Annotated in this window: 25 protein-coding genes and 1 tRNA gene; 11 read left to right on the forward strand and 15 right to left on the reverse strand. The window is 35.6% G+C overall.

The window, feature by feature from the left end; all coding sequences use genetic code 11:
- The first annotated feature begins 20 nt into the window (after positions 1-20).
- Together DYR29_RS12765 and DYR29_RS12770 are read left to right on the forward strand one after the other, a co-directional pair.
- Entirely contained in the window at positions 21-530 is a 510-nt protein-coding gene (locus tag DYR29_RS12765; protein WP_047386039.1) for a DUF2480 family protein, read from the forward strand.
- 112 nt (positions 531-642) lie between these two features.
- A complete protein-coding gene (locus DYR29_RS12770; protein WP_213277177.1) occupies positions 643-1,302 on the forward strand; it encodes a DUF937 domain-containing protein in 660 nt (219 codons plus the stop codon).
- 60 nt (positions 1,303-1,362) lie between these two features.
- On the opposite strand, the gene DYR29_RS12775 is transcribed toward DYR29_RS12770, so the two are convergent.
- The gene (locus DYR29_RS12775) at positions 1,363-1,482 is read right to left on the reverse strand and encodes a 30S ribosomal protein THX (RefSeq protein ID WP_213277178.1); all 120 of its coding nucleotides are present in this window, start codon (positions 1,480-1,482) and stop codon (positions 1,363-1,365) included.
- 57 nt (positions 1,483-1,539) lie between these two features.
- Between DYR29_RS12775 and DYR29_RS12780 the strand changes: the two genes are divergently transcribed.
- Positions 1,540-1,704, forward strand: coding sequence for a hypothetical protein (locus DYR29_RS12780; protein WP_213277179.1), 165 nt, complete (start codon positions 1,540-1,542; stop codon positions 1,702-1,704).
- On the opposite strand, the gene DYR29_RS12785 is transcribed toward DYR29_RS12780, so the two are convergent.
- On the reverse strand, positions 1,701-3,095 hold the full coding sequence (locus tag DYR29_RS12785) for an MATE family efflux transporter (RefSeq protein WP_213277180.1): 1,395 nt from the start codon (positions 3,093-3,095) through the stop codon (positions 1,701-1,703). The two genes, DYR29_RS12780 and DYR29_RS12785, sit on opposite strands and share 4 nt — an antisense overlap.
- A 375-nt stretch (positions 3,096-3,470) precedes the next feature.
- Here DYR29_RS12785 and DYR29_RS12790 point away from each other — a divergent pair, with 375 nt between their 5' ends.
- From DYR29_RS12790 to DYR29_RS12800, 3 genes are all read left to right on the forward strand, one after another.
- Positions 3,471-3,833, forward strand: a complete 363-nt coding sequence (locus tag DYR29_RS12790; RefSeq protein ID WP_213277181.1) for a hypothetical protein — start codon at positions 3,471-3,473, stop codon at positions 3,831-3,833.
- Between the two features lie 137 nt (positions 3,834-3,970).
- Positions 3,971-5,725, forward strand: coding sequence for an aspartate--tRNA ligase (aspS, locus tag DYR29_RS12795; RefSeq protein ID WP_213277182.1), 1,755 nt, complete (start codon positions 3,971-3,973; stop codon positions 5,723-5,725).
- A 400-nt stretch (positions 5,726-6,125) separates the two neighbouring features.
- A complete protein-coding gene (locus DYR29_RS12800) occupies positions 6,126-7,457 on the forward strand; it encodes a M12 family metallopeptidase (RefSeq protein ID WP_213277183.1) in 1,332 nt (443 codons plus the stop codon).
- A 69-nt stretch (positions 7,458-7,526) separates the two neighbouring features.
- Here the strand turns inward: DYR29_RS12800 and DYR29_RS12805 are convergent, their stop codons facing one another.
- A complete protein-coding gene (locus DYR29_RS12805; RefSeq protein WP_213277184.1) occupies positions 7,527-8,795 on the reverse strand; it encodes an adenylosuccinate synthase in 1,269 nt (422 codons plus the stop codon).
- A 150-nt stretch (positions 8,796-8,945) separates the two neighbouring features.
- Positions 8,946-9,515 (reverse strand): Crp/Fnr family transcriptional regulator, encoded by a 570-nt coding sequence (locus tag DYR29_RS12810; protein WP_213277185.1) that lies wholly within the window; start codon positions 9,513-9,515, stop codon positions 8,946-8,948.
- Between the two features lie 144 nt (positions 9,516-9,659).
- On the opposite strand from DYR29_RS12810, the gene DYR29_RS12815 reads away from it, so the two are divergent.
- The 3 genes from DYR29_RS12815 (at position 9,660) to ligD (ending at position 12,993) form a co-directional block, all read left to right on the forward strand.
- Positions 9,660-10,445 carry a Ku protein gene (locus DYR29_RS12815; protein ID WP_213277186.1) on the forward strand — a complete coding sequence of 262 codons (786 nt, stop codon included), beginning with the start codon at positions 9,660-9,662 and terminating at the stop codon, positions 10,443-10,445.
- The gene (locus tag DYR29_RS12820; protein WP_142719132.1) at positions 10,445-11,050 is read left to right on the forward strand and encodes a DNA polymerase ligase N-terminal domain-containing protein; all 606 of its coding nucleotides are present in this window, start codon (positions 10,445-10,447) and stop codon (positions 11,048-11,050) included. Before DYR29_RS12815 ends, DYR29_RS12820 begins: the two co-directional genes overlap by 1 nt.
- A 71-nt stretch (positions 11,051-11,121) precedes the next feature.
- The gene (ligD, locus tag DYR29_RS12825) at positions 11,122-12,993 is read left to right on the forward strand and encodes a DNA ligase D (protein ID WP_213277187.1); all 1,872 of its coding nucleotides are present in this window, start codon (positions 11,122-11,124) and stop codon (positions 12,991-12,993) included.
- 55 nt (positions 12,994-13,048) lie between these two features.
- Here the strand turns inward: ligD and DYR29_RS12830 are convergent, their stop codons facing one another.
- The 5 genes from DYR29_RS12830 to DYR29_RS12850 all read right to left on the reverse strand — a co-directional run bounded on the left by DYR29_RS12830 (position 13,049) and on the right by DYR29_RS12850 (position 16,880).
- Positions 13,049-13,894, reverse strand: a complete 846-nt coding sequence (locus DYR29_RS12830; protein ID WP_213277188.1) for a mechanosensitive ion channel family protein — start codon at positions 13,892-13,894, stop codon at positions 13,049-13,051.
- A 322-nt stretch (positions 13,895-14,216) separates the two neighbouring features.
- Positions 14,217-14,951 carry an SDR family NAD(P)-dependent oxidoreductase gene (locus DYR29_RS12835; protein ID WP_213277189.1) on the reverse strand — a complete coding sequence of 245 codons (735 nt, stop codon included), beginning with the start codon at positions 14,949-14,951 and terminating at the stop codon, positions 14,217-14,219.
- A 142-nt stretch (positions 14,952-15,093) separates the two neighbouring features.
- A complete protein-coding gene (gene yajC / locus DYR29_RS12840; RefSeq protein ID WP_149387236.1) occupies positions 15,094-15,456 on the reverse strand; it encodes a preprotein translocase subunit YajC in 363 nt (120 codons plus the stop codon).
- Between the two features lie 10 nt (positions 15,457-15,466).
- Positions 15,467-15,973: a DUF1573 domain-containing protein gene (locus DYR29_RS12845; protein ID WP_213277190.1), complete on the reverse strand. Its 507-nt coding sequence runs from the start codon at positions 15,971-15,973 to the stop codon at positions 15,467-15,469.
- A 1-nt stretch (position 15,974) separates the two neighbouring features.
- A complete protein-coding gene (locus DYR29_RS12850; RefSeq protein WP_213277191.1) occupies positions 15,975-16,880 on the reverse strand; it encodes a transcription antitermination protein NusB in 906 nt (301 codons plus the stop codon).
- A 91-nt stretch (positions 16,881-16,971) separates the two neighbouring features.
- Here DYR29_RS12850 and DYR29_RS12855 point away from each other — a divergent pair, with 91 nt between their 5' ends.
- Both DYR29_RS12855 and DYR29_RS12860 read left to right on the forward strand, forming a co-directional pair.
- A complete protein-coding gene (locus DYR29_RS12855; protein ID WP_142719139.1) occupies positions 16,972-18,633 on the forward strand; it encodes an ABC transporter ATP-binding protein in 1,662 nt (553 codons plus the stop codon).
- A 99-nt stretch (positions 18,634-18,732) separates the two neighbouring features.
- The gene (locus tag DYR29_RS12860; RefSeq protein WP_034701927.1) at positions 18,733-19,068 is read left to right on the forward strand and encodes a DUF3276 family protein; all 336 of its coding nucleotides are present in this window, start codon (positions 18,733-18,735) and stop codon (positions 19,066-19,068) included.
- A 133-nt stretch (positions 19,069-19,201) separates the two neighbouring features.
- Here the strand turns inward: DYR29_RS12860 and DYR29_RS12865 are convergent, their stop codons facing one another.
- The 6 genes from DYR29_RS12865 to DYR29_RS12890 form a co-directional block, all read right to left on the reverse strand.
- Complete coding sequence (locus DYR29_RS12865) at positions 19,202-21,517, reverse strand: hypothetical protein (RefSeq protein ID WP_213277192.1); 2,316 nt, start codon at positions 21,515-21,517, stop codon at positions 19,202-19,204.
- Positions 21,518-21,771: 254 nt separating this feature from the next.
- Positions 21,772-21,847 (reverse strand) — tRNA-His (locus DYR29_RS12870).
- A 35-nt stretch (positions 21,848-21,882) separates the two neighbouring features.
- Entirely contained in the window at positions 21,883-22,602 is a 720-nt protein-coding gene (gene bshB1 / locus DYR29_RS12875; protein ID WP_213277193.1) for a bacillithiol biosynthesis deacetylase BshB1, read from the reverse strand.
- Between the two features lie 81 nt (positions 22,603-22,683).
- The gene (locus DYR29_RS12880) at positions 22,684-24,336 is read right to left on the reverse strand and encodes a tetratricopeptide repeat protein (protein ID WP_047425072.1); all 1,653 of its coding nucleotides are present in this window, start codon (positions 24,334-24,336) and stop codon (positions 22,684-22,686) included.
- A gap of 91 nt (positions 24,337-24,427) precedes the next feature.
- Complete coding sequence (locus DYR29_RS12885) at positions 24,428-25,300, reverse strand: PstS family phosphate ABC transporter substrate-binding protein (RefSeq protein ID WP_213277194.1); 873 nt, start codon at positions 25,298-25,300, stop codon at positions 24,428-24,430.
- Positions 25,290-25,487, reverse strand: a complete 198-nt coding sequence (locus DYR29_RS12890; protein ID WP_172617109.1) for a DUF308 domain-containing protein — start codon at positions 25,485-25,487, stop codon at positions 25,290-25,292. Before DYR29_RS12890 ends, DYR29_RS12885 begins: the two co-directional genes overlap by 11 nt.
- Positions 25,488-25,546: the final 59 nt, after the last annotated feature.

Below are 25,546 nucleotides of genomic sequence, written 5' to 3' on the forward strand. Positions count from 1 at the left end.
TTCAAAGATAATGATAAAAAATGTCAGAAGAATTTGAAATCCGGAATAAAGTTGCTGAAAGCGGCCTTATCAATTTTGACCTTGCCACTTTACTTCCAAAAGGAGAAAGAAAGGGAATTGATCTTAAAGATTTTCTTTTCCAGGAAATGATCCTGAAAGAAAAAGATTTTCGTGAAAAGGTAGAGGCAATAGATACTGAACTATATAAAGACTCTTATATATACATTTATAACTCGGTAGATACAATCATCCCGCTTTGGGCTTATTTTGTATTGACAGCAAAACTTACTGATGTTGCAAAAAAAATAGTCTTTGGAAGTCGTGAGGACCTTGATGTTATTTTAATGCACAATGCTATCCAGACCCATGATTTTGAGGAAATGAGAGGCAAAAGAGTTCTGGTAAAAGGCTGTTCAGATAAAGATATTCCTGAAAATGCATATATAGAACTGGTAGAACAGTTAAAACCAATTGTAAAATCTCTGATGTTCGGAGAAGCCTGTTCTAATGTGCCTATTATCAAAAACTAAGGTCTTCTGAAACGTTATCAGAAAACTTTAACAATAATTATGAAAGCAGGTCATTTCGCGAGGCATATTTTTTGATAACTTTGGTTTACTTAATACTAAATAAACACAAAAAATGAGTTTAATCGACCTACTTACAGGGAACACAGGCAACCAGGTTGCTGAACAGGCTGAAAACAAATTCGGAATCGGCAAAAACCAGGTAATCGCCCTATTAGCAGTAGCTACCCCTCTTATTATTTCTTATCTTAGAAATAAATCTCAGGACGCTAAAGAAGCAGAAGCTTTAAATAATGCTTTAGATAAAGACCACAATGGAAGTATTTTAAATGACGCTTCTCAGATTGAAGCAAGACAGGCTGAAGGCGGATCTATCCTGGATCATATCTTTGGCGGACAAAAAAGTACTGTTGAAAACCAATTGTCACAAAACACAGGAATATCAATAGACAAAATAGGTCCTATTCTTGCGATGTTAGCCCCTGTGGTAATGGGTTACATTGGCCAGCAGAAACAGCAGAGTAATGTAGGTGCAGGTGGTCTTGGAGATCTTTTAGGAGGAATCCTTGGGAACGCTTCCAGCCAGGCTCAAGCTCAGCAATCTAATCCTTTGAATGACATTCTTGGAAGTGTTTTAGGAGGTGGAACACAGTCTCAATCATCCGGAAATCCACTGAACGATATACTTGGAAGTGTATTGGGTGGCGGTGGAAACCAACAACAAGGAGGTGGCGGCCTAGGCAGCATCCTTGGTAATATACTTGGAGGTAAATAATTAATTTAATTTTCATAAAAAAAGACCGGAGACATGATCTTCGGTCTTTTTTTATGAAAATTATTTTTTAGATTTTTCTTCTGAAGCTGTAAAAGATTTTGAGGTTTTCTTAGGTCTTCTTTTACCATAACTTCCGGAATTGATTTTCCCTCTTCTTGATTTTTTGTCTCCTTTTCCCATAGTAATTATGTATTTGTTAATTACGAATTTAGAAAATACAACGCTAAAATCCAACTAATGAAGCTGTTAAAGTTTTATAAAATAAGAAAGGAAGCTGAGAAGGAGGCTGGAAATTACTGTCAGGTTATTATTTCGATTTTTCTGTCTTCAGATCTATTATTTCTTCTTACCTACGGTGATTTATTTCAGACTGCTAGAACTTCCATCACCCAACCTATTTAAACTTTTATTGTTTTCCATTTTCCTTTTTTGAATAAGATAAAAGCAACTATAGTAATCAGCGTTTCTGCGGCAGGAATTGAAATAAACACTCCTTTTGGACCCATTTCAAAATATTTTGACAGAAAATACGCCAAAGGAATCTGAAACAGCCAGAATCCAAAAAGGTTAACCCAGGTAGGTGTCCAGGTATCTCCGGCTCCATTGAAAGCATTAATCATAACCATCCCGATTCCGTAGAAAATAAATCCTGTGCTCATGATCTGAAGAGCATTTTTAGCAAAATCTTTGATAGCCGTTTCCTGAGTGAAGAAACCAACTAAAAAATTTCCCATAAAAATAAAAATCAGACTTACAATCAGCATAAAGATGACATTATATTTCACGGTTTTCATTACCGACTGCTCTGCTCTCAGCATTTCATTAGCACCCATATTTTGTCCTACCAGTGTAGAAGCCGCATTACTCAGTCCCCAGGCAGGAAGCATAAAGAACATCATCAGTCTTAAAGCTGTCTGATAGCCGGCGGATGCATTTTCGCCCCCTGTAGTTGCTACCAATTCTGCTAGGAAAATCCAGCTACATGAAGCAATGACAAACTGGAAGATTCCGGGAGTTGCAATCTTTATAATGGACTTAATTAATTCATAATTTGGTTTAAAATAAGGAATCTTTATACGGATCTGTGTATCTGCTACTAAAAGATGATACAACTGGTAGATCACCCCGATACTTCGACCTATAGTTGTTGCCAAAGCTGCTCCGGTCAACCCTAAAGCAGGAACGGGTCCTAATCCTTTTATCAATATTGGACATAGAATAATATTGGCAATATTCGCTATCCATAAGCTTTTCATAGCAATCATTGCATTTCCAGCACCTCTGAAAATACCATTAATTAAAAATAACAGCATAATAATTGTGCTGCTGCTCATCATAATTCTGGTAAAATTCTTTCCATAGGCTGCTGCTTCCGGCTTTGAGCCCATTAATATCAGGATTTCCTCAGCATAGATTACTCCCAGTAAACTTAAAACAAAAGTAATAACAAATGAAACTAACATTACCTGTGCAGCACTTCTGGAAGCCTGCTCCGGATTTTTCTCCCCGATTCTTCTTGCCACCAAAGCCGTTGCCGCCATACTCATACCAATCGCAATAGAATACATCACCGAAAGTACAGATTCAGTAAGTCCCACGGTCTGAATAGCAAAACCACTTTCTTTTAAATGTCCGACAAAATATAGATCAACAAGGGCAAATACGGATTCCATAGCCATCTCCAGCATCATGGGAATCGCTAAAAGCAATACAGCACTTCTGATATTCACCTTCGTGAAATCAGTTTCTTCGCCACTGAATGCTTTTTTCAAAAATTCAACATATTTTGTCATGATTTCTTTTAGTTTACTTAGCAAAAGTATTCATTCAAATGCAATTAAAAGTTGGCATATGAAAAGTTTTTAATAAGATTGTTCTTATAAGAAAATCAAAATTATAATAAAAGCATAGCGTGATATGGTAAGCTTTGAAAGAGTATCAGTCATCTATCAGTGATACAACTGCGGATTATACCCGAAAATATTGAGAAACCTGAAATCATTAAGCTTTTGGAGTAATTTTAAATTGATGACATTCTAAACAGCAGTTTTACAATTCTATAATTAATACGAGAATAATCTGATTAATAGAACGATAATTATTATCAAAACTTAGCAATTGGTAATAAAATTTAATTTAGATTTGTATATTCTTAAAAAAGTATCCTTATGAAAAAAATAATCTCTACAACCTTTCTATTTGGAATCTTATTGTCTGGCGGCATGCTTTCTGCTCAGAAAATGACTCAGGAAAAGATGAAAGCCATCTATTCTGATGATGTGGCAATATTTAAAAAACAGTTTGCCCCGGGAGATTACAACAAATGCTTCCTCGTTGGAAACATAGCTTATTCACCTCTTGGTTTTAGTGTAATGTCTGATAGAAAGAATATTATAAATTTCCTCTTGGACAACAAGGCCAATGTTAATAAAAAATGTCAGAACAAAACACCTCTTGAAGTAGCTGATGATACAAAAGGTACTGAAGAAATAAAGAAAATTCTGACAGAAAAAGGGGGTAATAGAAATTAAAAAACCTGAAAACAACATACGAAACTTCCGAAAGGAAGTTTTTTTTATTTATAAAACCTGCAAAAATCTTATCTTTGCCAACGAAAAATTCAAGGTTCGGAATTGAACCTTAAACATTGAACTTTAAACAAATAATTATGTTTCGATCGCACACCAACGGAGAGCTATCTCTGAAAAATCTGAATGAAGAAGTTACACTATCAGGATGGGTACAAACTATCCGTGATAAAGGATTTATGATTTGGGTAGATCTTCGAGATCGTTACGGAATTACCCAACTGGTTTTTGACCAGGAGCGCTCTTCTGCACAACTGATGGAAGAGGCTAAAAAACTGGGCCGTGAATTTGTAATTCAGGCTACCGGAAGAGTTATTGAAAGAGTAAGCAAAAACCCTAATATTCCAACAGGAGAAATTGAAATTCTGGTAGAAAAACTGACTATTCTGAATGATTCTCAGCTTCCCCCTTTCACTATTGAAGATGAAACAGACGGAGGTGAGGAATTAAGAATGAAATACCGTTACCTGGATATCAGAAGAAATCCGGTAAAAGATAAACTGATCTTCCGCCACAAAATGGCACAAAAAGTAAGAAATTATTTATCCGAGGAAGGTTTCATTGAGGTGGAAACCCCTGTTCTGATCAAGTCTACTCCGGAAGGAGCAAGAGATTTCGTTGTACCAAGCAGAATGAATCCGGGACAGTTTTATGCATTGCCACAGTCTCCTCAAACTTTCAAACAGCTATTGATGGTAGGTGGAATGGATAAGTATTTCCAGATTGTAAAATGTTTCCGTGATGAGGATTTAAGAGCAGACAGACAGCCGGAATTTACACAGATCGACTGTGAGATGGCTTTTGTAGAGCAGGAAGATGTCATGACCGTATTTGAGGGAATGACTAAAACTCTGATAAAAGATATTACAGGTCAGGAATTCGGAGATTTTCCAAGAATGACTTTCGCAGATGCGATGAGAAAATACGGAAATGACAAACCGGATATCCGTTTCGGAATGGAGTTCGTAGAACTAAATGAGCTGGTAAAAGGAAAAGACTTTAAAATATTTGATGATGCAGAATTAGTAGTCGGAATCAATGTAGAAGGATGCGCAGACTATACAAGAAAACAGATCGATGAGCTTGTTGATTGGGTGAAACGCCCTCAGGTTGGAGCTTCAGGGATGGTTTGGGCTAAATTCCAGAATGATGGAGTAAAAACCTCATCGGTAAACAAATTCTACAACGAAGAAGATTTAACAAAAATCATCGAAAAATTCGGAGCTAAAGAAGGAGACTTAATGTTGATTCTTTCCGGAAACGAAAACAAAGTAAGAGCCCAGCTTTCTGCTTTAAGAATGGAACTTGGGAACCGTTTGGGATTAAGAAAAGGAAATGTATTTGCACCACTTTGGGTTGTTGACTTCCCGCTATTGGAATGGGATGAAGATACTGAAAGATTCCATGCAATGCACCACCCGTTTACTTCTCCAAAACCGGAAGATATCCACTTATTGGAAACAGATCCTGGAAAAGCAAGAGCCAACGCTTATGATATGGTTCTGAACGGAAACGAAATCGGAGGTGGATCTATCAGAATTTTTGACAGAGAACTGCAGTCCAGAATGTTTGATTTATTAGGATTTACCAGAGAAGAGGCAGAAGCCCAGTTTGGATTCCTGATGAATGCATTCAAATACGGAGCACCGCCACATGGAGGTCTGGCATTCGGGTTTGACCGTTTAGTAGCAATCCTTGACGGAAACGAAGTCATCAGAGATTATATCGCATTCCCTAAGAATAATTCAGGACGAGATGTAATGATTGACGCACCGGCATCGATTGCTGATGCACAGCTCGATGAACTGGAATTACAATTGAACTTAAAAGCATAAATTAAAGCGGGGTATTTGCCCCGCTTTTTTTATATCCTAAATTTCAGCACACTCCATTAATTTTTTAATGGAATAAACTTTATGCTAGTATAAAGTACTGTTTTGGCTATCATATCAATTATTGGTGAAATAACTTAATTTGAAATTTGATAGTAAAAATTAATACAAAAACATTAAATTATCGAAATTAATACACATTTAAAATAAAAACACAACAAAACAATCATTATATTATGTTATATACAAACATAATCTTTTATTAATATATTTACACCATACAGCTGAATTATAATGAGGTCTTAATCAAAACTCAGGATTTGATTAATTTTATAATCTTTTGCGTAGGGTAATAATATAGCTGTTCATATTTAATCTGATCACCAAACCAATATTAAATAATATGAAAAGCAAACTATTACTCTTATCAGTATGCCTTATTCTGGCATTGAATTCATGTAGATCGGATATTGAAAATACACAGGCAGATTCAATAAACCAAACAACCACAAAACTTGACAATGCAAAGATTCACAAATTATTAATTAACGGAAAATACACGTATGTTAATGAAGTAAATGGTGAATATTTTTATGCAGATGATATTACTATTAGTGCTGAGCAGTTTGACAAATTAAAGATGCAAGCCAATTCTGAAATGTCAACAGCTGAGAAAAGCACCATTGTAAGCTCTTTTATTAAGACTTGGCCGAATGCAACGGTTTATTATACATTACCCAGCCAGGGAAGTCTGAGTACCCAGAATTACAATACATTCCTTACCAATATCAACAAAGCGTTTGATATGATCTCTTCCCAAACCAGCATGCAGTTTGTTGAACGTACCAATCAGACAGAATATATCACCTTTACTTATACAACAAGCAACAGCTCACCACTTGGATGGCAAAAAAACAGAGTGAATGGTATTAAGATTTATAATATTACTTATCCTGCGATTATCGCCCACGAAATAATGCACTCAATGGGAATCATGCATGAACAGTGCCGTCCGGACAGAGATCAGTATATTATTGTAGATGTTAACAAAGCCGTGGAAGGCAGCCGTCATAACTTCAACCTTTACAATGATTACGCAGGACACGGGGCATTTGATTTCGGTTCAGTGATGATGTATCAGTCTACAGACTTTGCCATAGACTCAAGCCAGCCTGTAATGACTAAGCTGGACGGATCCACCTTTACCAAGCAAAGAACAGGATTGTCTGCCGGTGATTATGCAGGAATAAATCATTTGTACGGACCTGTGAATGCCACTTCAGCAATCAACGGAACTTATACAATGAGAACAGCTTTAGCGAATGATAAAAATGTAGATATTACCGGGAGTTCCACTACGGATGGTACCAGTATCATTCTGTATTCAGCTTCTACAGGGAATAACCAGAAATTTACTTTCAGCAAATCAGATCATGGATATTATATCATCAAATCTATATTAGATCCTGCAAAGGTGTTAACCGTAAAAGGTAACGGGATAACAAATGGAACAGCTGTTGAATTAAGAACCAATTCTAATACAGATTCTCAGAAATGGTTATTATTCAATCTGGGAAACAATGGTTTTGGATTCGCTCCCAAGAATGCTCCAGCATTGAGATTAGAAGTAAAGGATGGCTTAACAACCAATCTTACTCCTATTGTAATCGGCACTACGGATCAAACGGTTCAGCCTTCCACAAAACAACGCTTTATCCTTACAAAAGTTAACTAAACTTTTTTACATAAATAAAGAGGTTAGAAAATACATTTCCTAACCTCTTTTGTTTTTATATAATTCCTGTTAAATCATTTTCAACATCTGCTCCCTTCCCGGTCCTGTCGAAAGATAAGCCACCGGAATACCTAATTCTGTTTCCAGAAATGATAGAAACTCATTCACTTCTTTTGGCAGCTCCGAAGGACTTTTCATTGTGGAAAAATCAGCATTCCATCCATTCATCCATTTTAGTACAGGCTTTCCGTTTTCAGGAAGTAATCCCGAAACCTCAACTGTATTTCCATCTTCCAGTTCATAATGGGTACAAACCGCTACAGATGGCAGACCGCTTAAAACATCAGCTTTAGTCAGAACCAACTGAGTAACTCCGTTGATCATTACAGCATATTTTAAAGCAGGTAAATCTAACCAGCCTGTTCTTCTCGGACGTCCGGTATTGGAACCAAACTCATTTCCTTTTGTTCTGATTTCTTCACCTAACTCATCAAATAATTCTGTTGGAAATACTCCGTTTCCCACTCTTGTACAATATGCTTTAGCGATTCCAAATATTTCACCGATCTTTTTCGGTGAGATACCTAACCCACTGCTCGCACCGGAAGCCGTAGTTGAAGAAGAGGTCACATAAGGATAAGTTCCGTGGTCAATATCCAGCATTGCAGCCTGGGATCCTTCCGCTAATATTTTCTTTCCTTCTGCCAGCGCATTGTTTAAATATATTTCTGTTTCAGTACATTTAAATGTTTTCAGAAAGTCTACAGCCTCAAAAAATTCATTACTTATTTCCTCCAGAGAAGGAAGTTCCACGCCTCCTGCTGCAAGCATTTTATAATCTCTTTCCAAAATATGCTTCACTCTGCTTTTAAAATCCGGGGCAAACATATCTCCCACTCTCACATTCTGTCGTAAAATTTTATTTGAATATGCCTGTGCAATCCCGTTTTTCGTTGTCCCGATAGTTGTATAATCCGGGCTTTCTTCCATAAAAACATCCAAAAGTTTATGAGTAGGCAATACAAAGTGAGCTTTCAATGAAATAACCACATTGTTTTCCGGCTGAACAGTAGTATCAAATGTCTTAAGATTTGCTATTTCTTTTTTAAAACTTACCGGATCCAGAACAGTTCCCGTTCCAATCACATTCTGCACCCCGTTCATAAAGATTCCCGAAGGAATCATTTTAAGCGTTATTCTGCGTCCGTTTCTTTCAATACTGTGTCCAGCATTAGATCCGCCATTAAAACGAGCTGTAATGTCGTAATTTTCACTGATAAGATCAATAAACTTTCCTTTACCTTCATCTCCCCATTGTAATCCTAATACAATATCCATATTCGCACTTTAAATTTTATGTAGCAAAGCTATGACAGTCAATAAGAAAGACCATTGTCATTTGACAAAAAGGAACTCAATTGTACAAAGTAAAATGTATTAATGACTAAAAACCATCATTGATCAATTATCATTTATCATTAATAATTTCTAGACTATATTTCTCCTAATCCTGCTCAATGAAGAAGGCGTCACACCAAGATAAGATGCCAGCACAGATTGCGGAACCCTGTTGGCAAGACCTGGATAATGATTTAAAAAGTGAATATAACGTGATTTTGCATCCTGGTTCAGCATGATGCTCGCTACCTTCAGTTTATTTTCCACAACAAAAGCATGGATTCTTGCAAATAAAACCGGCCAGACTGTTATTTTCTCTTCCAGTATTTTAAAATGCTTAAGATCTATCACCTGCAATACGGCATCGGTAATAGCTTCGATATCTTCGTGAGCAGGCAGCTGATCGGTAAACCCCTGAAAATCTCCGATAAATCTTCCTTCATAGATGAAATACCTGGTAAAATCATCTCCCTGTTTATTATAATACAAAGACCGGAAGACCCCTTCTTTCACAAAAGCAATTCTTTGGCTCACCTTTCCTGCTTCTATAAAAGGTTCTCCTTTCTTCACAGTAATTTCCTGAATTCCTTCAGCAATTAAAAGTTCATCCTGAGGATTAAGCGTCCCGAATTTTTTGATATAATTAAAAAGTTCTTCCATATTTTTTGTAACCACAGATTACGGAAATATAAAGGTATAAAAGTCCGGGCTAAAAACAATTGTCATTTGACAAAAAGCCTATTAAAGGTACCACATGAGCCTCCAACGGCATGTTAATTGCTTGATTTTTAAAAACGTAAGACAATGAAAGCAATTTGGAACGGCGCCATTGGCTTCGGTTTAGTCAACATTCCTGTTAAAATTTATTCGGCAACGGAAACCACAAAGTTGGATCTCGATATGCTCGACAAATCTGATTTTTCCAATATCCGGTTCAAAAGAGTAAATGAAAATACGGGAAAAGAAGTAAAATGGGAAAATATCGTCAAAGGTTATCTCATGGATGACAAATATATCGTTCTTGATGAGGAAGATTACGAAGCGGCAAGCCCCGAAAAGACAAAAATCCTCTCTATTGACCAGTTTGTAAAAGAGGCAGAAGTAGACAGTATGTATTTTGAAAATCCTTACTATCTGGAACCTCAGAAAAATGGGGAAAATGCGTACAGGCTTTTACTGAAAGCTCTTGAAAAAACAGGTATGGTAGGAATCGGAACGTTTGTGCTCCGTGAAACAGAAGCTATTGGAATGATCCGTCCTTACAAAGATGATATCCTTGTTCTCAACCGTTTGAGGTTTGATCAGGAAATAAGAGATTATAAAGATTTAAAAATTCCAGCTCAAAAAGCTCCGAAACCGGCAGAACTTAAAATGGCGGTTAATCTTATTGAACAGCTTTCCCAGGAGTTTGATCCTGCGATGTACAAAGACACCTATTCTGATGAACTGATGAAAATCATTAAGCAGAAAGCAAAAGGTAAAAATATAAAAGCTAAAAAAGCACAGCCTGCAAAAGAAGGTAAAGTGATTGACCTCATGGCACAGTTAAAAGCCAGCCTGAATACTTCTAAATCCAAATCCGCATCATAATGGCTCTCAAAGATTATAATAACAAAAGGAAGTTCGATGAAACCAGCGAACCGAAAGGAAAAACGAAGAAAAGCAAAGACAAACTTATTTTTGTAATTCAAAGGCATGCTGCGAGCAGACTTCATTATGATTTCCGGCTTGAAATGGAAGGTGTACTGAAAAGCTGGGCTGTTCCGAAAGGTCCTTCTTTAGATCCGAAAGACAAACGCCTCGCCATGATGGTGGAAGATCACCCTTATGATTATAAAGATTTTGAAGGAAATATTCCCGAAGGAAATTATGGTGCCGGACAGGTGGAAGTATGGGACAGCGGAACTTATGAGCCTTTGGAAGAAAACACTAAGCTTTCTGATGAAAAAGAGCTGCTGAAAGAATTACATGCAGGATCTTTAAAATTCATTTTACACGGCAAGAAACTGAAAGGTGAGTTTGCTTTGGTTAAAATGAAAAATACGGATGATAACTCATGGCTACTGATCAAACATAAAGATGATTTTGCAGAAAGTCCATATGATGCTGAAGAAAACACCTCGTCAAAATCATTGGTTACAAAATTTTTAGAGGAAAAAAAAAGCCTAAAAATAAAGGAAAAAAAGAAGTCATAACTTCCGAAAAAACTTTCAGAAATTTCAATTCTTTAACAAACGAAAAAAAATTAAAGTCTTACATCAAACCCATGCTGGCCAAGCTTTCCGAAGAAGCCTTCAATGATAAAGACTGGATTTTTGAAATAAAATGGGACGGCTACAGAGCTATTGCCGACTTAAGTCACGACGTTCCTCTCTTCTATTCCCGAAACGGAATTTCATTTTTATCCAAATTTGAAAAAATAGCACTGGAGTTCGAAAAACAGAAACATCACATGATTCTGGATGGTGAAGTGGTAGCGTATGACGAACATGGAAAGCCTAATTTTCAGTTTTTGCAGCAAATCGGGGATAATCCCGATGCCGCTCTTGTTTATCATGTTTTTGACCTTCTATGGCTGAATGGTCATTCTACAGAAGATCTTCCTTTTATCCAACGAAAGGAACTTTTAAAAGAGGCGCTGACAGAAACGGATCGCATTAAATACTGTGATCATATTCCGGAAAAAGGTATTGAGTTTTTTGCACAAATGAGAAAAATGCAATTGGAAGGGATGATTGCAAAACGGGCAGAAAGTCACTATATCGAAAATCACAGAACCAATGACTGGCTTAAAATCAAATTTTCCAACACAGAAGAGGTTATTATTTGTGGCCTCACAGAACCCAGAGGTTCAAGAAAAAGTTTTGGGGCTTTAATTTTAGGAAAATATCTAAATGGAAAGCTTACTTACTGCGGACATACAGGAACAGGTTTTAATAACGCTTCTTTAAAAGAGCTTTACCAAAAACTTCAGAAACTGGTTGTGAAAGCATCTCCATTCGAGATTATTCCCAAAACCAATATGCCGGTAACATGGACAAGGCCTGAACTGGTCTGTGAGATCAAATATTCTGAAATTACACGAGACGGAATCTTCAGACATCCTGTTTTTATAGGAATAAGAGAAGACAAAGATCTTAAAGAGATCAAAGATTCATCCTTCACCGAAAAACCTAAAGAAATGAAAACAAAAACATCATCAAAAAAAACAGAAGTTTCCGAGAAAGAAAAAGAGATCACTTTGGACAAACATTTGGTAAAACTGACAAATCAGGATAAAATCTATTTCCCAAAAGATGACATTACTAAAGGAGACGTTATTAATTACTATCAATCGGTAGCGACTTATATCCTGCCTCATTTAAAAAACCGACCGCTTTCTCTAAACCGTTTTCCGAATGGAATTGAAGAACAGAGTTTTTATCAGAAAGATGCCGGAGATCATATTCCGGACTGGATAAAAACCACACAGGTATATTCTGAATCCAATGATAAAAACATCGACTATATTTATTGTAATGACAAAGCAACTTTAGCCTACCTGAATAATTTAGGATGTATAGACCTAAACCCCTGGAACAGTTCTTTACCGGATCTTGAGCATCCTGATTACTTGGTTTTAGACCTGGACCCTTCTTCCAAAAACACATTTGATGAGGTGATTGAAACAGCACTTCAGGTGAATGAGGTTTTAAAAACAATTAAAATAAAAGGCTACTGTAAAACTTCCGGAAGTACGGGAATTCATATCTATATTCCCATGGGATCTCATTACGATTTTGACCAGGTAAAAGATTTCGCCCATATTCTTATGAAACAAGTGAATGAAAGACTTCCTGAGATTACTACTTTAGAGCGAAGTCTTCAGAAAAGAGATAACAAAAAAATCTATCTCGATTATCTTCAAAACAGGACGGGACAAACTCTAGCAAGTGCCTACAGTCTGAGACCTAAACAGGGTGCATCAGTTTCAATGCCATTGGATTGGGATGAATTAAAACCCGGACTGAGACCTACGGATTTTAATATTAATAATGCTTTGGACAGGATCAAAGAGAAAGGAGATTTGTTTAAGCCGGTTCTGGGTAAGGGAATTGATATGATGAAGGCTTTGGAATTGCTACAAAATATTGATTAAAAAAAGCCCCCACATCATTATAAATGCAGGAGTTTCTTAAAAAAATTAAATATAATTATTTATTATAAACGTGAATATCTCTTTGCGGAAAAGGAATTCCGATTCCTGCTTTATCAAGAGCTTCTTTACAGCCTATAATAAGTTCTTCGTTCATCGCCCAGAAATTCTCTGTAGAAGTGCTTACTCTTATGGATAAATTGACAGCGCTTTCTCCAAGCTCAGTCACTACAACTTGCGGTGCTGGTGTTTCAAGAGCATATTGATTATTTTTAATAACATTCATTAAAATATCTTTGGTCTGCTTTAGATCCGCATCATAAGCAACTCCAATATCCAATGATGTTCTTCTTGTTCCCAGATGGGTAAAATTGGTAATACTGTTGTTTGAAACAACACCGTTAGGAATAACGATCAATTGGTTTTGTGGGGTAACTAGTTTTGTATGGAAAATATCTATTGCCTGCACAGTCCCTGAAACTCCAGAATTCGTAGAAATAAAGTCACCAATTTTAAAAGGCTTTAATAATAAAATTAAAATTCCTCCTGCAAAATTCGTCAGGGAGCCTTGTAAAGCTAAACCTACCGCCAAACCTGCTGCACCAATCATGGCAACAAATGCAGAGGTCTGCACTCCCAGCTGAGTTACAACAACAATAAACAACAGAATATTAAGTCCCCAGTTGATAATATTCAGCAGAAAATGCTGCAGAGAAGCTTCCATATTACGTTTTTTGAAACCTTTCTCAATCAGTTTTTTAATCATTCTTATCATCCATGATCCAATCAGATAAATCAATAATGCAGAAATAACTGCGGTAAAAATTCTCGGCGCCCATGAAATTGCTGAAGAAATTAATGTGTCCCAGTGTTGTTGAATCTTGTTCAATTCTAAATCGTCCATTTTATACTATGTGTTTACTAATTATCAAAGAGATATTAAGTTCTGCAGGATTTAAAAATGAAATTGAATAGCAACTATCTAAAAAGAAATTTGCCTTCCACTTTAAAAGTGAAAGTAAATGATATTATAGATTAAAATAGATTGGCAGCTGAACAGATTGTTTCAGCCTTACTCAATAATCATTCAGAAATTGAATCTTGCAGGAAGAAATAATTTTCGGGTCATAGAATTACAAAAACGGTACCGAAGTACTGTAATCACCAAAATTAATGTCCTTTAAAATTAAAATTATTAATAAAACGGTGTCTGCTGACGAATATTTTTATGGTAGTTTTGCAGCCAGACTTTCCGGTAAAAGTCTAAGAATATGGTAAATAATTTTCCATTTGAAATTCGGAACAATGGTAAAGGAATTTCCTGCATTGACAATGTATTTTGCCACATAGTCCGGTTCCATGATCAAGGATTCATTCAATTCTAATCCTTCATTAATCTTTGTTCTGATATAGCCAATAACCAAAGCATTTACAATGATTTTTCGGGAAGCTAATTCCTGCCTCAACCCGGCCAGAAATTGAGTAAATGCAGCTTTTGTACTACCGTAAACAAAATTACTTTTTCTTCCTCTCACTCCGGACAGTGAAGAAAGACCAATTATTCTTTCCAGGTTTTTGTTGTCTTTATCCATTGCAATGATACTCAGGATAGATACTCCCCCCATATAATTCACTTCCATCATTTGCTTGGCACCTTTAAAATCGGTCAATGCTTTTTGATTATCAACTAAGTAACCTGCAGCATATACTACAATATGAGGTTTCATGGGAAGTTCAGAATAGAATTTCTGATGTGAATCAAAATCTGCGGCATCAAAATATAAAACAGAAACTTTTGAAGAGTCCAGATCATTTGACTTAATAAAATCTTCCAGAGATTTTGTATTTCTGGAGGCTGTAATCACCGCAAAACCTTTTTCAATATATTGCTTTATACATTGTTTTGCTACATCTGAATTTGCTCCCAGAATAAGAACCGTTTTGTTTGTGTTTTGATTCATAGGACAAAGATAATTTTATTAAACACTAATGAACAAAAAAACGACTTAATCATTTTCATATTTTTCTTGTTGATAAGTGTATAAAAAGACTGCGGCGGGTGAACTTCGTTCACCCGCCGCAGCTAAATATTTTCAGACTGAATTATTTCTTTTCTTCAGTTGCTGTTTCTTTTTTGTCATCTGCTTTATCTGCAGATTTTGTTTTATCTCCAAAACGAGATTCTGTCATTTCTCTGGAAACTGCTGCTTTTTCGAATTTCAGTTTTCCTGATAATGTTTCAATAACAAAACCATCATCCTGCACCTGAGCAATTCTTCCGTGAAGACCTGAGGTAAGAACTACTCTTGTTCCTACTTTAAGGTTTTCCTGAAAGTTTTTCTCTTGCTTTTGCTTTCTCATTTGAGGTCTTATCATCAGGAAATAAAATCCTACAAACATCACCCCCATCATGATCAGCATCATAGGTGAAGACCCGCCTGCTGCCTGTAAAAATAGTGTCAACATATTGTTATTATTATGGTTGGATATTCGCTGTGAATGTTAATCTGATTGGCGCTTTTTCTACGTTTGCAAAAACATCCGCATACTTCTGAACGTTACCGTCAAAGCTTGAAGAATCAAAATGCAATGTAACTTTTCCTTTTTTACCTGGCATAATCGGCTCTTTTGTGAAATCAGGAGCTGTACATCCGCATCCTGGCTTAACTTCAGAAATGATTAAAGGGTTTTTACCTGTATTGGTAATTTCATATACGTGCTGTACTTTGTCTCCTTTTTTGATTTTTCCAAAATCGAAGCTGTTTTCTGATAAAGCAACAGAGGTAGATGGTTCGTTAGAAACCGGAGCAGCTGATTCACCAGTTACAGGTGCTGCCGAAGAATCTGTGGTTACCGGAGCCGCAACAGCTGCAGAATCAGTAGTTGCAGTTTCAGTACTTTGAGTTTCTTTGTTTTCTTTTTTACATGAAACTAACCCAAAGCCTATAATAGACAAGGCGATAATTGATAACGTCTTTTTCATTTTATATTCTATTTTGATCTTTACAATATTTATCTAAAATACCATTGATGAAGATATTGGAACGGTCTGTAGCAAATACTTTTGCAATTTCAATATACTCATTAATAACAACTCTTGAAGGCGTGAAAGCAAAATTATCCAGTTCTGCAATCGCTGTAGACAAGATTACTTTATCCATTAAAGAAACTCTTTCCAGATCCCAGTTTTCAAGTCTTTCTCCCAGTTTTTTTTCATTGTTTTCCCAGTTGTTCAGAGTATCTTTCAACAGTTTTGCAGCGAAAGTTTTATCTTCTTCATCTTTAATCATTTTAATTAAAGTTCTGCTTTCTTCATCTTCTCTCAGGAAACCAATTGTTTTTTGTACCATGGAGTTGGCAATGTGAATATCATCATACCATGAAAGTTCTTTATCTCCAAGATAATCATGAAAATCTTCATTTTCAGCAATATATCTTAAAAATAATTTTCCGATAAACTTCTGATCTTCTTCAAAAGAGTATCCATCTTCTTTCATGAAATCCTGATAACGCTTTCCAGCAGTAATTCTTTGGAAAGTTTTTACCAATAGATCATCATGCATATCCCATTTCAACTGCTTATGCTGACCTGTAAAAAACAATCTTTCAGGATTTTCTTCCAGTTTAAGCAATACCTGGTTGTTGATGAATTTTTGGTTAGGATTAATGTCAGAATCAGTTTTAAGATATTTGTTCTTCCCAATTTCGATCTGGTGTTCTGCCAATTCTTTAAGAGCTACCAAAAAATTGAGCTGGTAAATGTATAGATAATAGATTTTTTCTATACCAGCAAACATGTTTTTCTCTAAAACATCAAATTTTACAGGATTTTGGTAGTATGAATACACTGTCTGTACTACTTTTTCACGGATTTGTCGTCTTCCTAACATTCAAAGAGCTTTTTTATGGGTGCAAAGATACAAAATTTAAAATTGATGAAATTCGTAGTGTGATGACATTTTTGTAATTTTGTACAACTATATGAAAGCGCTTAAAACCTTAAACCCCTATTTTTGGAAACACAAAATACTGCTGTTTTGGGGAGTACTATTTATTATTGCCAGTAATTTTTTCAATATATATAAGGTACAGTTTGTAGGAAAATCTGTGGATGAACTTACAAAAAACGGAAACCTTGGCTTTAACAATCAGGTTTTGATCTATGTTGGAATTATTGTAGGCTGTTCACTTCTGACCGGATTCTTCACTTTCATGATGAGGCAGACCATTATTGTAGCTTCCAGAAGAATAGAATATGAACTTAAAAATAAAATCTACAGACATTATCAGGATTTATCTTTAACGGATTATAAGCAGACAACCATTGGGGACTTAATGAACAGATTGAGTGAGGATGTTGTTGCGGTAAGAATGTATCTTGGTCCCGGCGTGATGTATGTTGCCAACCTGATCGTTCTGGTAGTGATCACGGCAATTTATATGGTAAAAACGGATGCATCCATGACGATGTGGACTTTGCTTCCACTTCCGATCTTGTCTTTTGCTATTTATAAGGTAAGTTCAATTATTAATAAAAAGTCGAAGATCATGCAGAAAAGCCAGTCTGCGATTTCAACTTTTGTTCAGGACAGTTTTTCAGGAATCCGCGTTGTAAAATTCTTTGCAAGAGAAAAGTACATTGAAAAAAACTACGGAATCAAAGTAACAGATTATCAGAATAAGGCATTGGATCTGGCAAAAACAGAAGCCTATTTCTTCACTATTATTCTCTTTGTAATCGGGCTGCTGAATGTGGCTATCATCTGGATTGGAGGGACTAAATATATTGCCGGAGAATTAAGCATCGGTAAAATTGCAGATTTCTTTATGTATATCAATACCCTGATCTTCCCTTTCTCTATGGTTGGTTGGGTAACATCTGTGAACCAGAGAGCTGAAGCATCCATGCAAAGAATCAATGAGTTCATGGATAAGAAATCTGAAATCATTAATACTAATTTCGAAAACTACCCTATCAAAGGAGATATTGAATTCAGGAATGTTTCTTATGTGTATCCTAATACGGGAATTAAAGCGCTGGATAACCTAAGCTTTAAAGTGAAAGCAGGAGAATCTTTGGCCATTATGGGTAAAACCGGAAGCGGAAAATCAACGATCGCTCTTCTTTTATGCCGATTGATAGATCCGAGTGAAGGAGAGATTCTGATTGACGGGAAAAACCTGAAAGATCATAATCTGAGCAACTACAGAAACTTCATTGGATATATTCCTCAGGAGAGCTATTTATTCTCTGATTCTATAGAAAATAATATAGGTTTTGCCATTGATCATCCTTCTCATGAGAAAGTGGTAGAATATTCAAATATTGCAGATGTTCACAAAAATATTGTAGAGTTTAAAGAGCAATATAAAACACTTGTAGGTGAACGCGGAGTTATGCTTTCGGGAGGACAAAAGCAAAGAATTTGCATTGCAAGAGCCTTAATTAAAGACCCCAATATTATCATTTTTGATGATTCATTGTCTGCTTTAGATACCGAAACGGAGCAGAATATTCTGGAAAATATCGATAAAAAAATAAGTAACGCTACTTCCATAATCATCACACACAGAGAGTCTAGCGCTCAAAAAGCCGATCAAATTATCAACCTTACGGAAATTGCCAATTCTGTAACTGCTTAGCCATTTCGTTCTCAATTGTTAAATAAATCATAAAAAAAATTTTGTGATTAAAAGAATTCTTTTATATTTGTTCTTAACAAGATTAAAAAATATCTAACAATGAGTGAATACAAGGAACGCCATGAAAATGAGATTTTCACGAAGGTGTTAAAAGCAGGGAGAAGAACTTATTTCTTTGATGTGCGTGAGACGAAAGCAGGAGATTATTATCTTACAATCACTGAGAGTAAGAAAAATTTCGGAGAGAATGGGGAAGCTACATTCGAGAAGCATAAAATTTACCTTTATAAGGAAGATTTTAAGAGTTTTCAGGAGATGTTTAATGAGTCCACAGATTTCATCATTAATGAAAAAGGTGAGGATGTAATTTCAGAAAAACATGATAAAGACTTCAAAAGCAAATCATTCACAATTGATTCTGACGACGAAGTTTAAAAAAGAATATCTAAAAACACAAGCATCTGAAAAAGATGCTTTTTTTATACCATACAATCAAAATTCAACATATACTCATTACTACATAAAAAACGGGCTAAAGCCCGCTTAATATTATATTGAATATTTATATTTAATTTACCGTGAGTGATTTCCTACTTACAGTTACCATTTCTTTTGATTCCTCCTTATTATAAGATGCTGATTTCAGAAAACTGAATAACACGTCTGGCACTTCATTCTGACATGGATCTGATTGTTTACTAGACTGAAGAGGTTGTTTAACAACTTGTGCTGCTGAAAACATAACTATGCCTCCGTCTTTTCTAAGAGTAACCAATTCATCATTTTGAGAGCTTGAATCAAAATTCCCAAAACACATAATATTGTCTTTAGTTTGTAAGACAGGAAAACTTTCTGCGCCGAAAGCACCTAAAATATTCCCATTTAATTTAAAAACTTTATAATCTCCATCAAAATTTCTGTGAGCAAGAATTTCATCCGCTCCATTACCATCAAGATTTCCAACAGCTAATCCTCTCCACTCTGAACCCGAACCCCAACCTGTAGATTGTGCTATTTTTGTCATGACCCCATTATCATCAATATTATAAACATATATACCATTTTGCATATTATCTTCAGCATCTACAAGCAGAACAATCTCATCTTTACCAACACCATCAAGGTTACCTGAAGCAACTGCTGTAATTTTCGAATTCACTGGTAAATTAAGAGCGTTAGTATGAACTAACTGAGGAGTCGTTCCATTAAAATTAAAAACAAGAACTTCTTTATTTAAATTTTTGACAGCAATAAAATCATCCTTTCCTCCGGTGATAAAGTTTCCTGCTGCAGCTCCTACCCAATCAGATTGCGCATCCCATCCTGTAGATTTTGTATGCTCAACAATATTATTATTTTCAACCTTTAAAATATAAGCCCCATTATTACTGGGATCGGAATGATTACTTAAAGCGATAATCTCACTTTTGCTATCTCCAAAAAAATCACCGGCAGCTACACCTCTCCAATCGTACTGTCCACTATAATATTTGTCGTTTGTAACGGAATGAAATTTTTTACTATAAGTTTCCATAGTTCCTATCATCCCATCATAATTTCTGATGACAACAAATTCATTAGCACTATCTCCATCAAAATTACCGCTCGCAATTCCTCTCCAATCGGAACCTGATCCCCATCCATGTTCCGTATTGACAGGTACAATTAAATTTTCATAATAAGCCAAATAAGCAACTACCAAAGGAAAGTTTTCAGGTGTTAAAGGTGTATAATAATTTTCTGCCGTTTGCATTTCAGCAAGTAACTGATATATTTTTTCATCATATTCAGATAAGCTCGCCCATTGGAAGCAGGTATAGGTACTTACATCTTCACCAACAGGATGTGGATACTTAAGATTCCAGGGTGAATCAGGATAACTCACTCCATTATTTATATACAAAGGAGATTTATAGATATCTTTCGTTAAAGTATTAGCATAAGTTTTCATATCCAAATCTGTATAAATAAGTGTTCCGCCTATGGAAATATTATATTTACGACACTCATAAGGAAAAGATATAGTTAAGCCACCATGAGAAATATCTTCCCGTAAAGTACTTGTTTTCCAATATGTCCAACTATTGGATCCCAGATTAGTATTTAAAGAAGTATTTGCTTTTATAAAATTGGCCATCTGGTTAAGTTGTGTAAGATAATCCGGATTATCTGTTGCCAGATACATCTGTACCAATACTCTTCCCATTGCACTTTGCATATTAAACGGTAAAATTTTACCAGCGTTATCTATTGGCGGATTATCATTGCGGTCTTTATAATAACCTATACTATTATTTGCATTAGAATTAGGTTCAGTATACCATTGCCCCCCATGATAATCAATAGTTTCTTTTACTTTTTGTTTAAGATCATCAGAAATAGCTTTAAAACTCATATCATTATAACGTCCTCCCCCAATATATTTTAAATGATGAAGAGTAGAGTCTTTCTTAACTATTGCGGCAAACTTAGCCATAGGGTAAGTTATGTTAGCGCTATGTACCATATGCGCATAAGTTTTTCCTGAGTCCGCCTTTGGATAATTGTAGTGATTATGAGACCAGGCAGCACCTGAAACATTACGATAATCAAAAATTTGACTTAGACCCGGCATCTGGCCCCTAAGATCATCTCTTCTGTCAATCACATTTCCAATAGTCCCAATTAAAACATTAGCATATTTCACGTCATGTGTTTTTTCATACATCATTACCAATGCTTCCATATGGGCAGATACTATCCACGAAAATTCTAATTGGTTTGAGCTGGTTGAATTAATAGGTACTACAGCATATCCTTTACTATCAAATAGGTTTGTGTAGTAGGATTGAGCATAAGACTTTAATGCAAATAGCAGGGTAAGGATTGTAAAGAACTTTTTCATGTTAATAGTTTTGATTTGAAACAATTTAAAGAATTATTTATCATGATTTTGGCAAAACAAATATAAAAGTTTCAATCACCAAACCATGAATTTATTTTCAAAAACTTAAAGAGAACCATTTTTGTGTATTGACTTACAAATTATAAGTGTAGAATGGGAAAAACTTTTAGAAAGGATATGAAAAAAGAAGTATCTGTTATTATTGAAACAGACATAAAATAAAAAAGTACACTTGTAAAAAGTGTACTTTTTTTGGGTGAATGAGGGGTCTCGAACCCCCGACCTTCGGAACCACAATCCGACGCTCTAACCAACTGAGCTACAATCACCGTTTTGTGAGTGCAAATATAGAACATTTTCCTCAACTACCAAACAATTCCATCAAAATTTTTCAAAGAAATTAACTTCTCAGACGTAAATCCCTCAGCATAAGCAACTCCCGATAAACGCCCTAAATCCTGAGCACGGTAAGTTAAGCTCTCATAAAAGTCTTTTGTTGTAATCGGAGTTTCTGGTTCTTTAGAAGCCGGGTCATAAAACTGAGTTTTATAGGCCATGCAGGATGCAATTTTTGTCTCCAGGAATTCTGAAATATCAATAACGAATTCCGGTTTGATATCTTTCCATTGAATATAATGAAAAACATGCTTAGGTCTCCACACTTCCTGATTCTCGCCTTCTTCTACAGTTTCTATTTTTCTCAGCCCGGACAAAAAGCACGCATCCGATACTAATTTCGCTCCTTTTGCATGATCTGGATGTCTATCATCAATTGCATTAGCTAACACGATTTCCGGGCGGTATTTGCGAATCATTTTTACGATCCTCATTTGGTACTCTTCAGAGTTTACCAGAAAGCCATCTTTCATTCCAAGGTTCTCTCTTGCTGAAAGTCCCAAAATTTTAGCAGCATCCGCCGCTTCTGCCTTCCGTGTTTCATCTGTACCTCTAGTTCCGAGCTCACCTCTTGTAAGATCTACCACAACACATTTTTTACCCTCTGAAACCATTTTAGCAATAGTTCCTCCACATCCCAGTTCTACATCATCAGGATGTGCTCCAAAAGCAAGTATATCAGTTTTCATATAATCAAAGATAAGTTTAAAATAAAAACTTCCCAAACATTACGAATGGGAAGTTTTAATATCTATAATTTACATTTTAAATTACTTATTAATCTCTGCATTTAATTTTACAGCATCCTGATAAGTAGGATCTAACTGTAAAGATTTAGCTACATAATCTTTAGCTTTTGCAAGATCAGTATCTTTATTCATATAAGCTACAGCAAAGTATGCATAAGCAAGAGTCTGCTTGTTTGCTTCCTGATCAGCAGGTTTTACTGTACTGATGAATTTTTCGTAAGCCATTTTTGCCGCATCATTGTTTCCTGCCTGTTGGTAAGAATACCCCTGGCTGTAATAAGCAGGAGCCCAATCAGGAAGTAGAGCTGACATTTTTTGCCATGTAAGGATTGCTCCGTTCCAGTTTTTAATATCCTGGTAAGCTGTTGCTAACTTGAATAATGCATCAGAATCCTGATTATTCGCAGCAACCTGCTTTTTCAATGCTTCAATAGTTGGGTTAGTAGGTCCTTTGTCAACTTCTGACTGAGAAACACCTCCACCACCAGCGATGTTAGCTAATTCAAGATCCCACTTCATTGTTTCGTCTTTAGCAGCTTTTGCAATAGCAACTTTCTGCTGAGCCTCCGTCATTAAAGCAGTTTTTTTAGCAGCATCTTTTTCATCTTTTGCTAAACCTGCAGCAATAAGTCCTTGTAGACCTTGGTCAGCAGGCTGTACTCTTGTTTTCTCAGCTTGAGAAACGAAAGTATCCATGTTTTGCTTAGCATCCGCATAGTTTTTATCTGCGTATGCATTGTAAGCTCTTAATTTGAACTTGATAGGATCTTCAATTTTATCAAAAATCTTATCTAATACCATTTTAGAGTTTGCATAATCTTCGTTTGTGAAGTATAGTTTTGCAATTTCTAATTGAGTATATGGATCTTCATCAGCATATTTTGTATAGTTGATAAGGTCTTGTGTAGCCTTTGCATTCTGTTGGTATCTGATATCGTAACCAGCCAATGCTTTATATGCAGGAGCATAAGTAGCATCTACACCGATAGCTTTATCGATATTCTGCTTAGCTTGCTGCCATTGTTGTGCAGCCATCCATAAAGTTGCCATTCTTGTGTAAACGGAAGCTTTATTTTTAGCAGTAGGTAATGCTTTATCATAAGCAGACATAGCCTCTCCCGGCATTCTCTTTAGTCTGTAAGCATCTCCTAACGTATAATAATAATGTGCAGGAACACCTTTTTTCTCTGCTTTTTCAATTGCTTTAGTCAAAAACTGGATAGCAAGATCAGGTGAACTATTCTTTTCAAATAAAGTTAAAGCTTCTGCAGCTCTGAACAGAACTTCAGCATCTTTTTCTCTTGAATCGGTTACTACTTTCTGAATTTCAGCAACAGCGTTTTTATCACCTTTACCTAATTTAACAGCAGCCAAACCGATTTTGTTAAGATAGCTTTTTGAATCAGCAGCTAATCCTTTATTGAAGCTTTCAATTGCTTTAGCATAATCTGGCTCTCCCTGTCTTAAGAAAGTATTTCCCAAATAGAAGTAGTTTTCAGCTGTAGGCTCTTTAGCGATCATTTCAGTGAAATTCGTTTTTGCCTGAGCAAATTTATCACTGTCTATACTGTTAATCCCATCCTGCAGTGTCTGTGCAGAGGCAAAACCAGTAAAAAATACCACAGCTGCTCCAAAAGCAATCTTCTTTACATTCATATTCATTATATCTTTCATTTTATATTTTCTAATAATTGAGTTATATTCTACACAATTTTCAGACCAAATCAATATTTTTAACAAGGCTAAATTGTGAATTTAATATTTTTTAACGCATCTGAACTTCTCTCTTATAAATATTATAAGGCTGCAGACCCTCTTTCTGAACAATTTTCTGACCTAAATGGGTACATGAAAATCTAATAAATCCATTGGCAATATTAAAATTACCTTCGTTAATCAAGAAATAAAGAACTCGTGTAAACGGATATTCCATTGTACTGAGTCCCTTAAAATCTGCATTGTAAAGCTTACCCTTTTCTACAACAGGAAGAACTTTCACCATTTCTCTCAGTTTCTCAGAAGCTTTATCATAAGGACGGCTAAAAATATTAAGCCCTACAACCCCTATTTTATTGGGATATTTTCCTAATTCCTCTATGATCTTCTGATTTCCCGGAATAATGGAAAATTGAAGGTCTTTCGGCTGTTTTTTAAATTTTTCAGCAACAAAATTCAGATTACTTGAATTTGTTCCATCGAAAATGAATTCTTTTTTATCAGACATCAATCCGCTGTTGATTTCCTCCATTGAAATACTTTCTTTTGGAGAATCTTTAGGAACAACAAAGACTACTGCATCAGCAGCAAATTTAGCAGGAAGAAACTTTAAATCTGTTCTTTCTTCGTATGTTTTTATTTCTTCAGGGGTAAGATTTCTGGACATTACCACCACTTTAGCACTTCCTTTAAGAAGATCCAGAAGTCCTAAATCTTCTTTTTTAGTTTCTACTTTGATGTGGGTTTCAGGGTAATTGATCATATACCCGTCAGCTAATGCTTCTGTGACACTTTGAAAGGACTCGTCAGTAAAAATTGTAAGATCACCTTTGTGATAGGAAGGAGCATTTTTCTCCTTTTTGCAGCCTGCAAGCATCATGCTTAAAACAAAAATTACTGCAAGCTTAAAACTATTCTTCATTTCTCGATTTTTTAATTCTTGAGATCGCCCTGTAAATTCTGAAAATACCATAGATAACCAGCACTACACCTAATGCATAGGCAACAGCAGGTTCTAAAATAGTAAAGAAGAATTTGTAGACAATCACTACAATTCCTAAAACGATATAAAACAATCCCGTAACCAGGGATAACCAATTGAACATCATGTAACAAAAATACCAAAAAAAATAAAAAGAGAAGCATATGCTTCTCTTTTTATTTATAT

This window comes from Chryseobacterium indologenes (assembly GCF_018362995.1).
Classification (GTDB): domain Bacteria; phylum Bacteroidota; class Bacteroidia; order Flavobacteriales; family Weeksellaceae; genus Chryseobacterium; species Chryseobacterium indologenes_G.

Coding starts and splice junctions, on each gene's coding strand:
- DYR29_RS12765 (WP_047386039.1), top strand. CDS start 21: ATGTCAGAAGAATTTGAAATCCGGAATAAAGTTGCTGAAAGCGGCCTT.
- DYR29_RS12770 (WP_213277177.1), top strand. CDS start 643: ATGAGTTTAATCGACCTACTTACAGGGAACACAGGCAACCAGGTTGCT.
- DYR29_RS12775 (WP_213277178.1), bottom strand. CDS start 1,482: ATGGGAAAAGGAGACAAAAAATCAAGAAGAGGGAAAATCAATTCCGGA.
- DYR29_RS12780 (WP_213277179.1), top strand. CDS start 1,540: ATGAAGCTGTTAAAGTTTTATAAAATAAGAAAGGAAGCTGAGAAGGAG.
- DYR29_RS12785 (WP_213277180.1), bottom strand. CDS start 3,095: ATGACAAAATATGTTGAATTTTTGAAAAAAGCATTCAGTGGCGAAGAA.
- DYR29_RS12790 (WP_213277181.1), top strand. CDS start 3,471: ATGAAAAAAATAATCTCTACAACCTTTCTATTTGGAATCTTATTGTCT.
- aspS (WP_213277182.1), top strand. CDS start 3,971: ATGTTTCGATCGCACACCAACGGAGAGCTATCTCTGAAAAATCTGAAT.
- DYR29_RS12800 (WP_213277183.1), top strand. CDS start 6,126: ATGAAAAGCAAACTATTACTCTTATCAGTATGCCTTATTCTGGCATTG.
- DYR29_RS12805 (WP_213277184.1), bottom strand. CDS start 8,795: ATGGATATTGTATTAGGATTACAATGGGGAGATGAAGGTAAAGGAAAG.
- DYR29_RS12810 (WP_213277185.1), bottom strand. CDS start 9,515: ATGGAAGAACTTTTTAATTATATCAAAAAATTCGGGACGCTTAATCCT.
- DYR29_RS12815 (WP_213277186.1), top strand. CDS start 9,660: ATGAAAGCAATTTGGAACGGCGCCATTGGCTTCGGTTTAGTCAACATT.
- DYR29_RS12820 (WP_142719132.1), top strand. CDS start 10,445: ATGGCTCTCAAAGATTATAATAACAAAAGGAAGTTCGATGAAACCAGC.
- ligD (WP_213277187.1), top strand. CDS start 11,122: ATGCTGGCCAAGCTTTCCGAAGAAGCCTTCAATGATAAAGACTGGATT.
- DYR29_RS12830 (WP_213277188.1), bottom strand. CDS start 13,894: ATGGACGATTTAGAATTGAACAAGATTCAACAACACTGGGACACATTA.
- DYR29_RS12835 (WP_213277189.1), bottom strand. CDS start 14,951: ATGAATCAAAACACAAACAAAACGGTTCTTATTCTGGGAGCAAATTCA.
- yajC (WP_149387236.1), bottom strand. CDS start 15,456: ATGTTGACACTATTTTTACAGGCAGCAGGCGGGTCTTCACCTATGATG.
- DYR29_RS12845 (WP_213277190.1), bottom strand. CDS start 15,973: ATGAAAAAGACGTTATCAATTATCGCCTTGTCTATTATAGGCTTTGGG.
- DYR29_RS12850 (WP_213277191.1), bottom strand. CDS start 16,880: ATGTTAGGAAGACGACAAATCCGTGAAAAAGTAGTACAGACAGTGTAT.
- DYR29_RS12855 (WP_142719139.1), top strand. CDS start 16,972: ATGAAAGCGCTTAAAACCTTAAACCCCTATTTTTGGAAACACAAAATA.
- DYR29_RS12860 (WP_034701927.1), top strand. CDS start 18,733: ATGAGTGAATACAAGGAACGCCATGAAAATGAGATTTTCACGAAGGTG.
- DYR29_RS12865 (WP_213277192.1), bottom strand. CDS start 21,517: ATGAAAAAGTTCTTTACAATCCTTACCCTGCTATTTGCATTAAAGTCT.
- bshB1 (WP_213277193.1), bottom strand. CDS start 22,602: ATGAAAACTGATATACTTGCTTTTGGAGCACATCCTGATGATGTAGAA.
- DYR29_RS12880 (WP_047425072.1), bottom strand. CDS start 24,336: ATGAAAGATATAATGAATATGAATGTAAAGAAGATTGCTTTTGGAGCA.
- DYR29_RS12885 (WP_213277194.1), bottom strand. CDS start 25,300: ATGAAGAATAGTTTTAAGCTTGCAGTAATTTTTGTTTTAAGCATGATG.
- DYR29_RS12890 (WP_172617109.1), bottom strand. CDS start 25,487: ATGATGTTCAATTGGTTATCCCTGGTTACGGGATTGTTTTATATCGTT.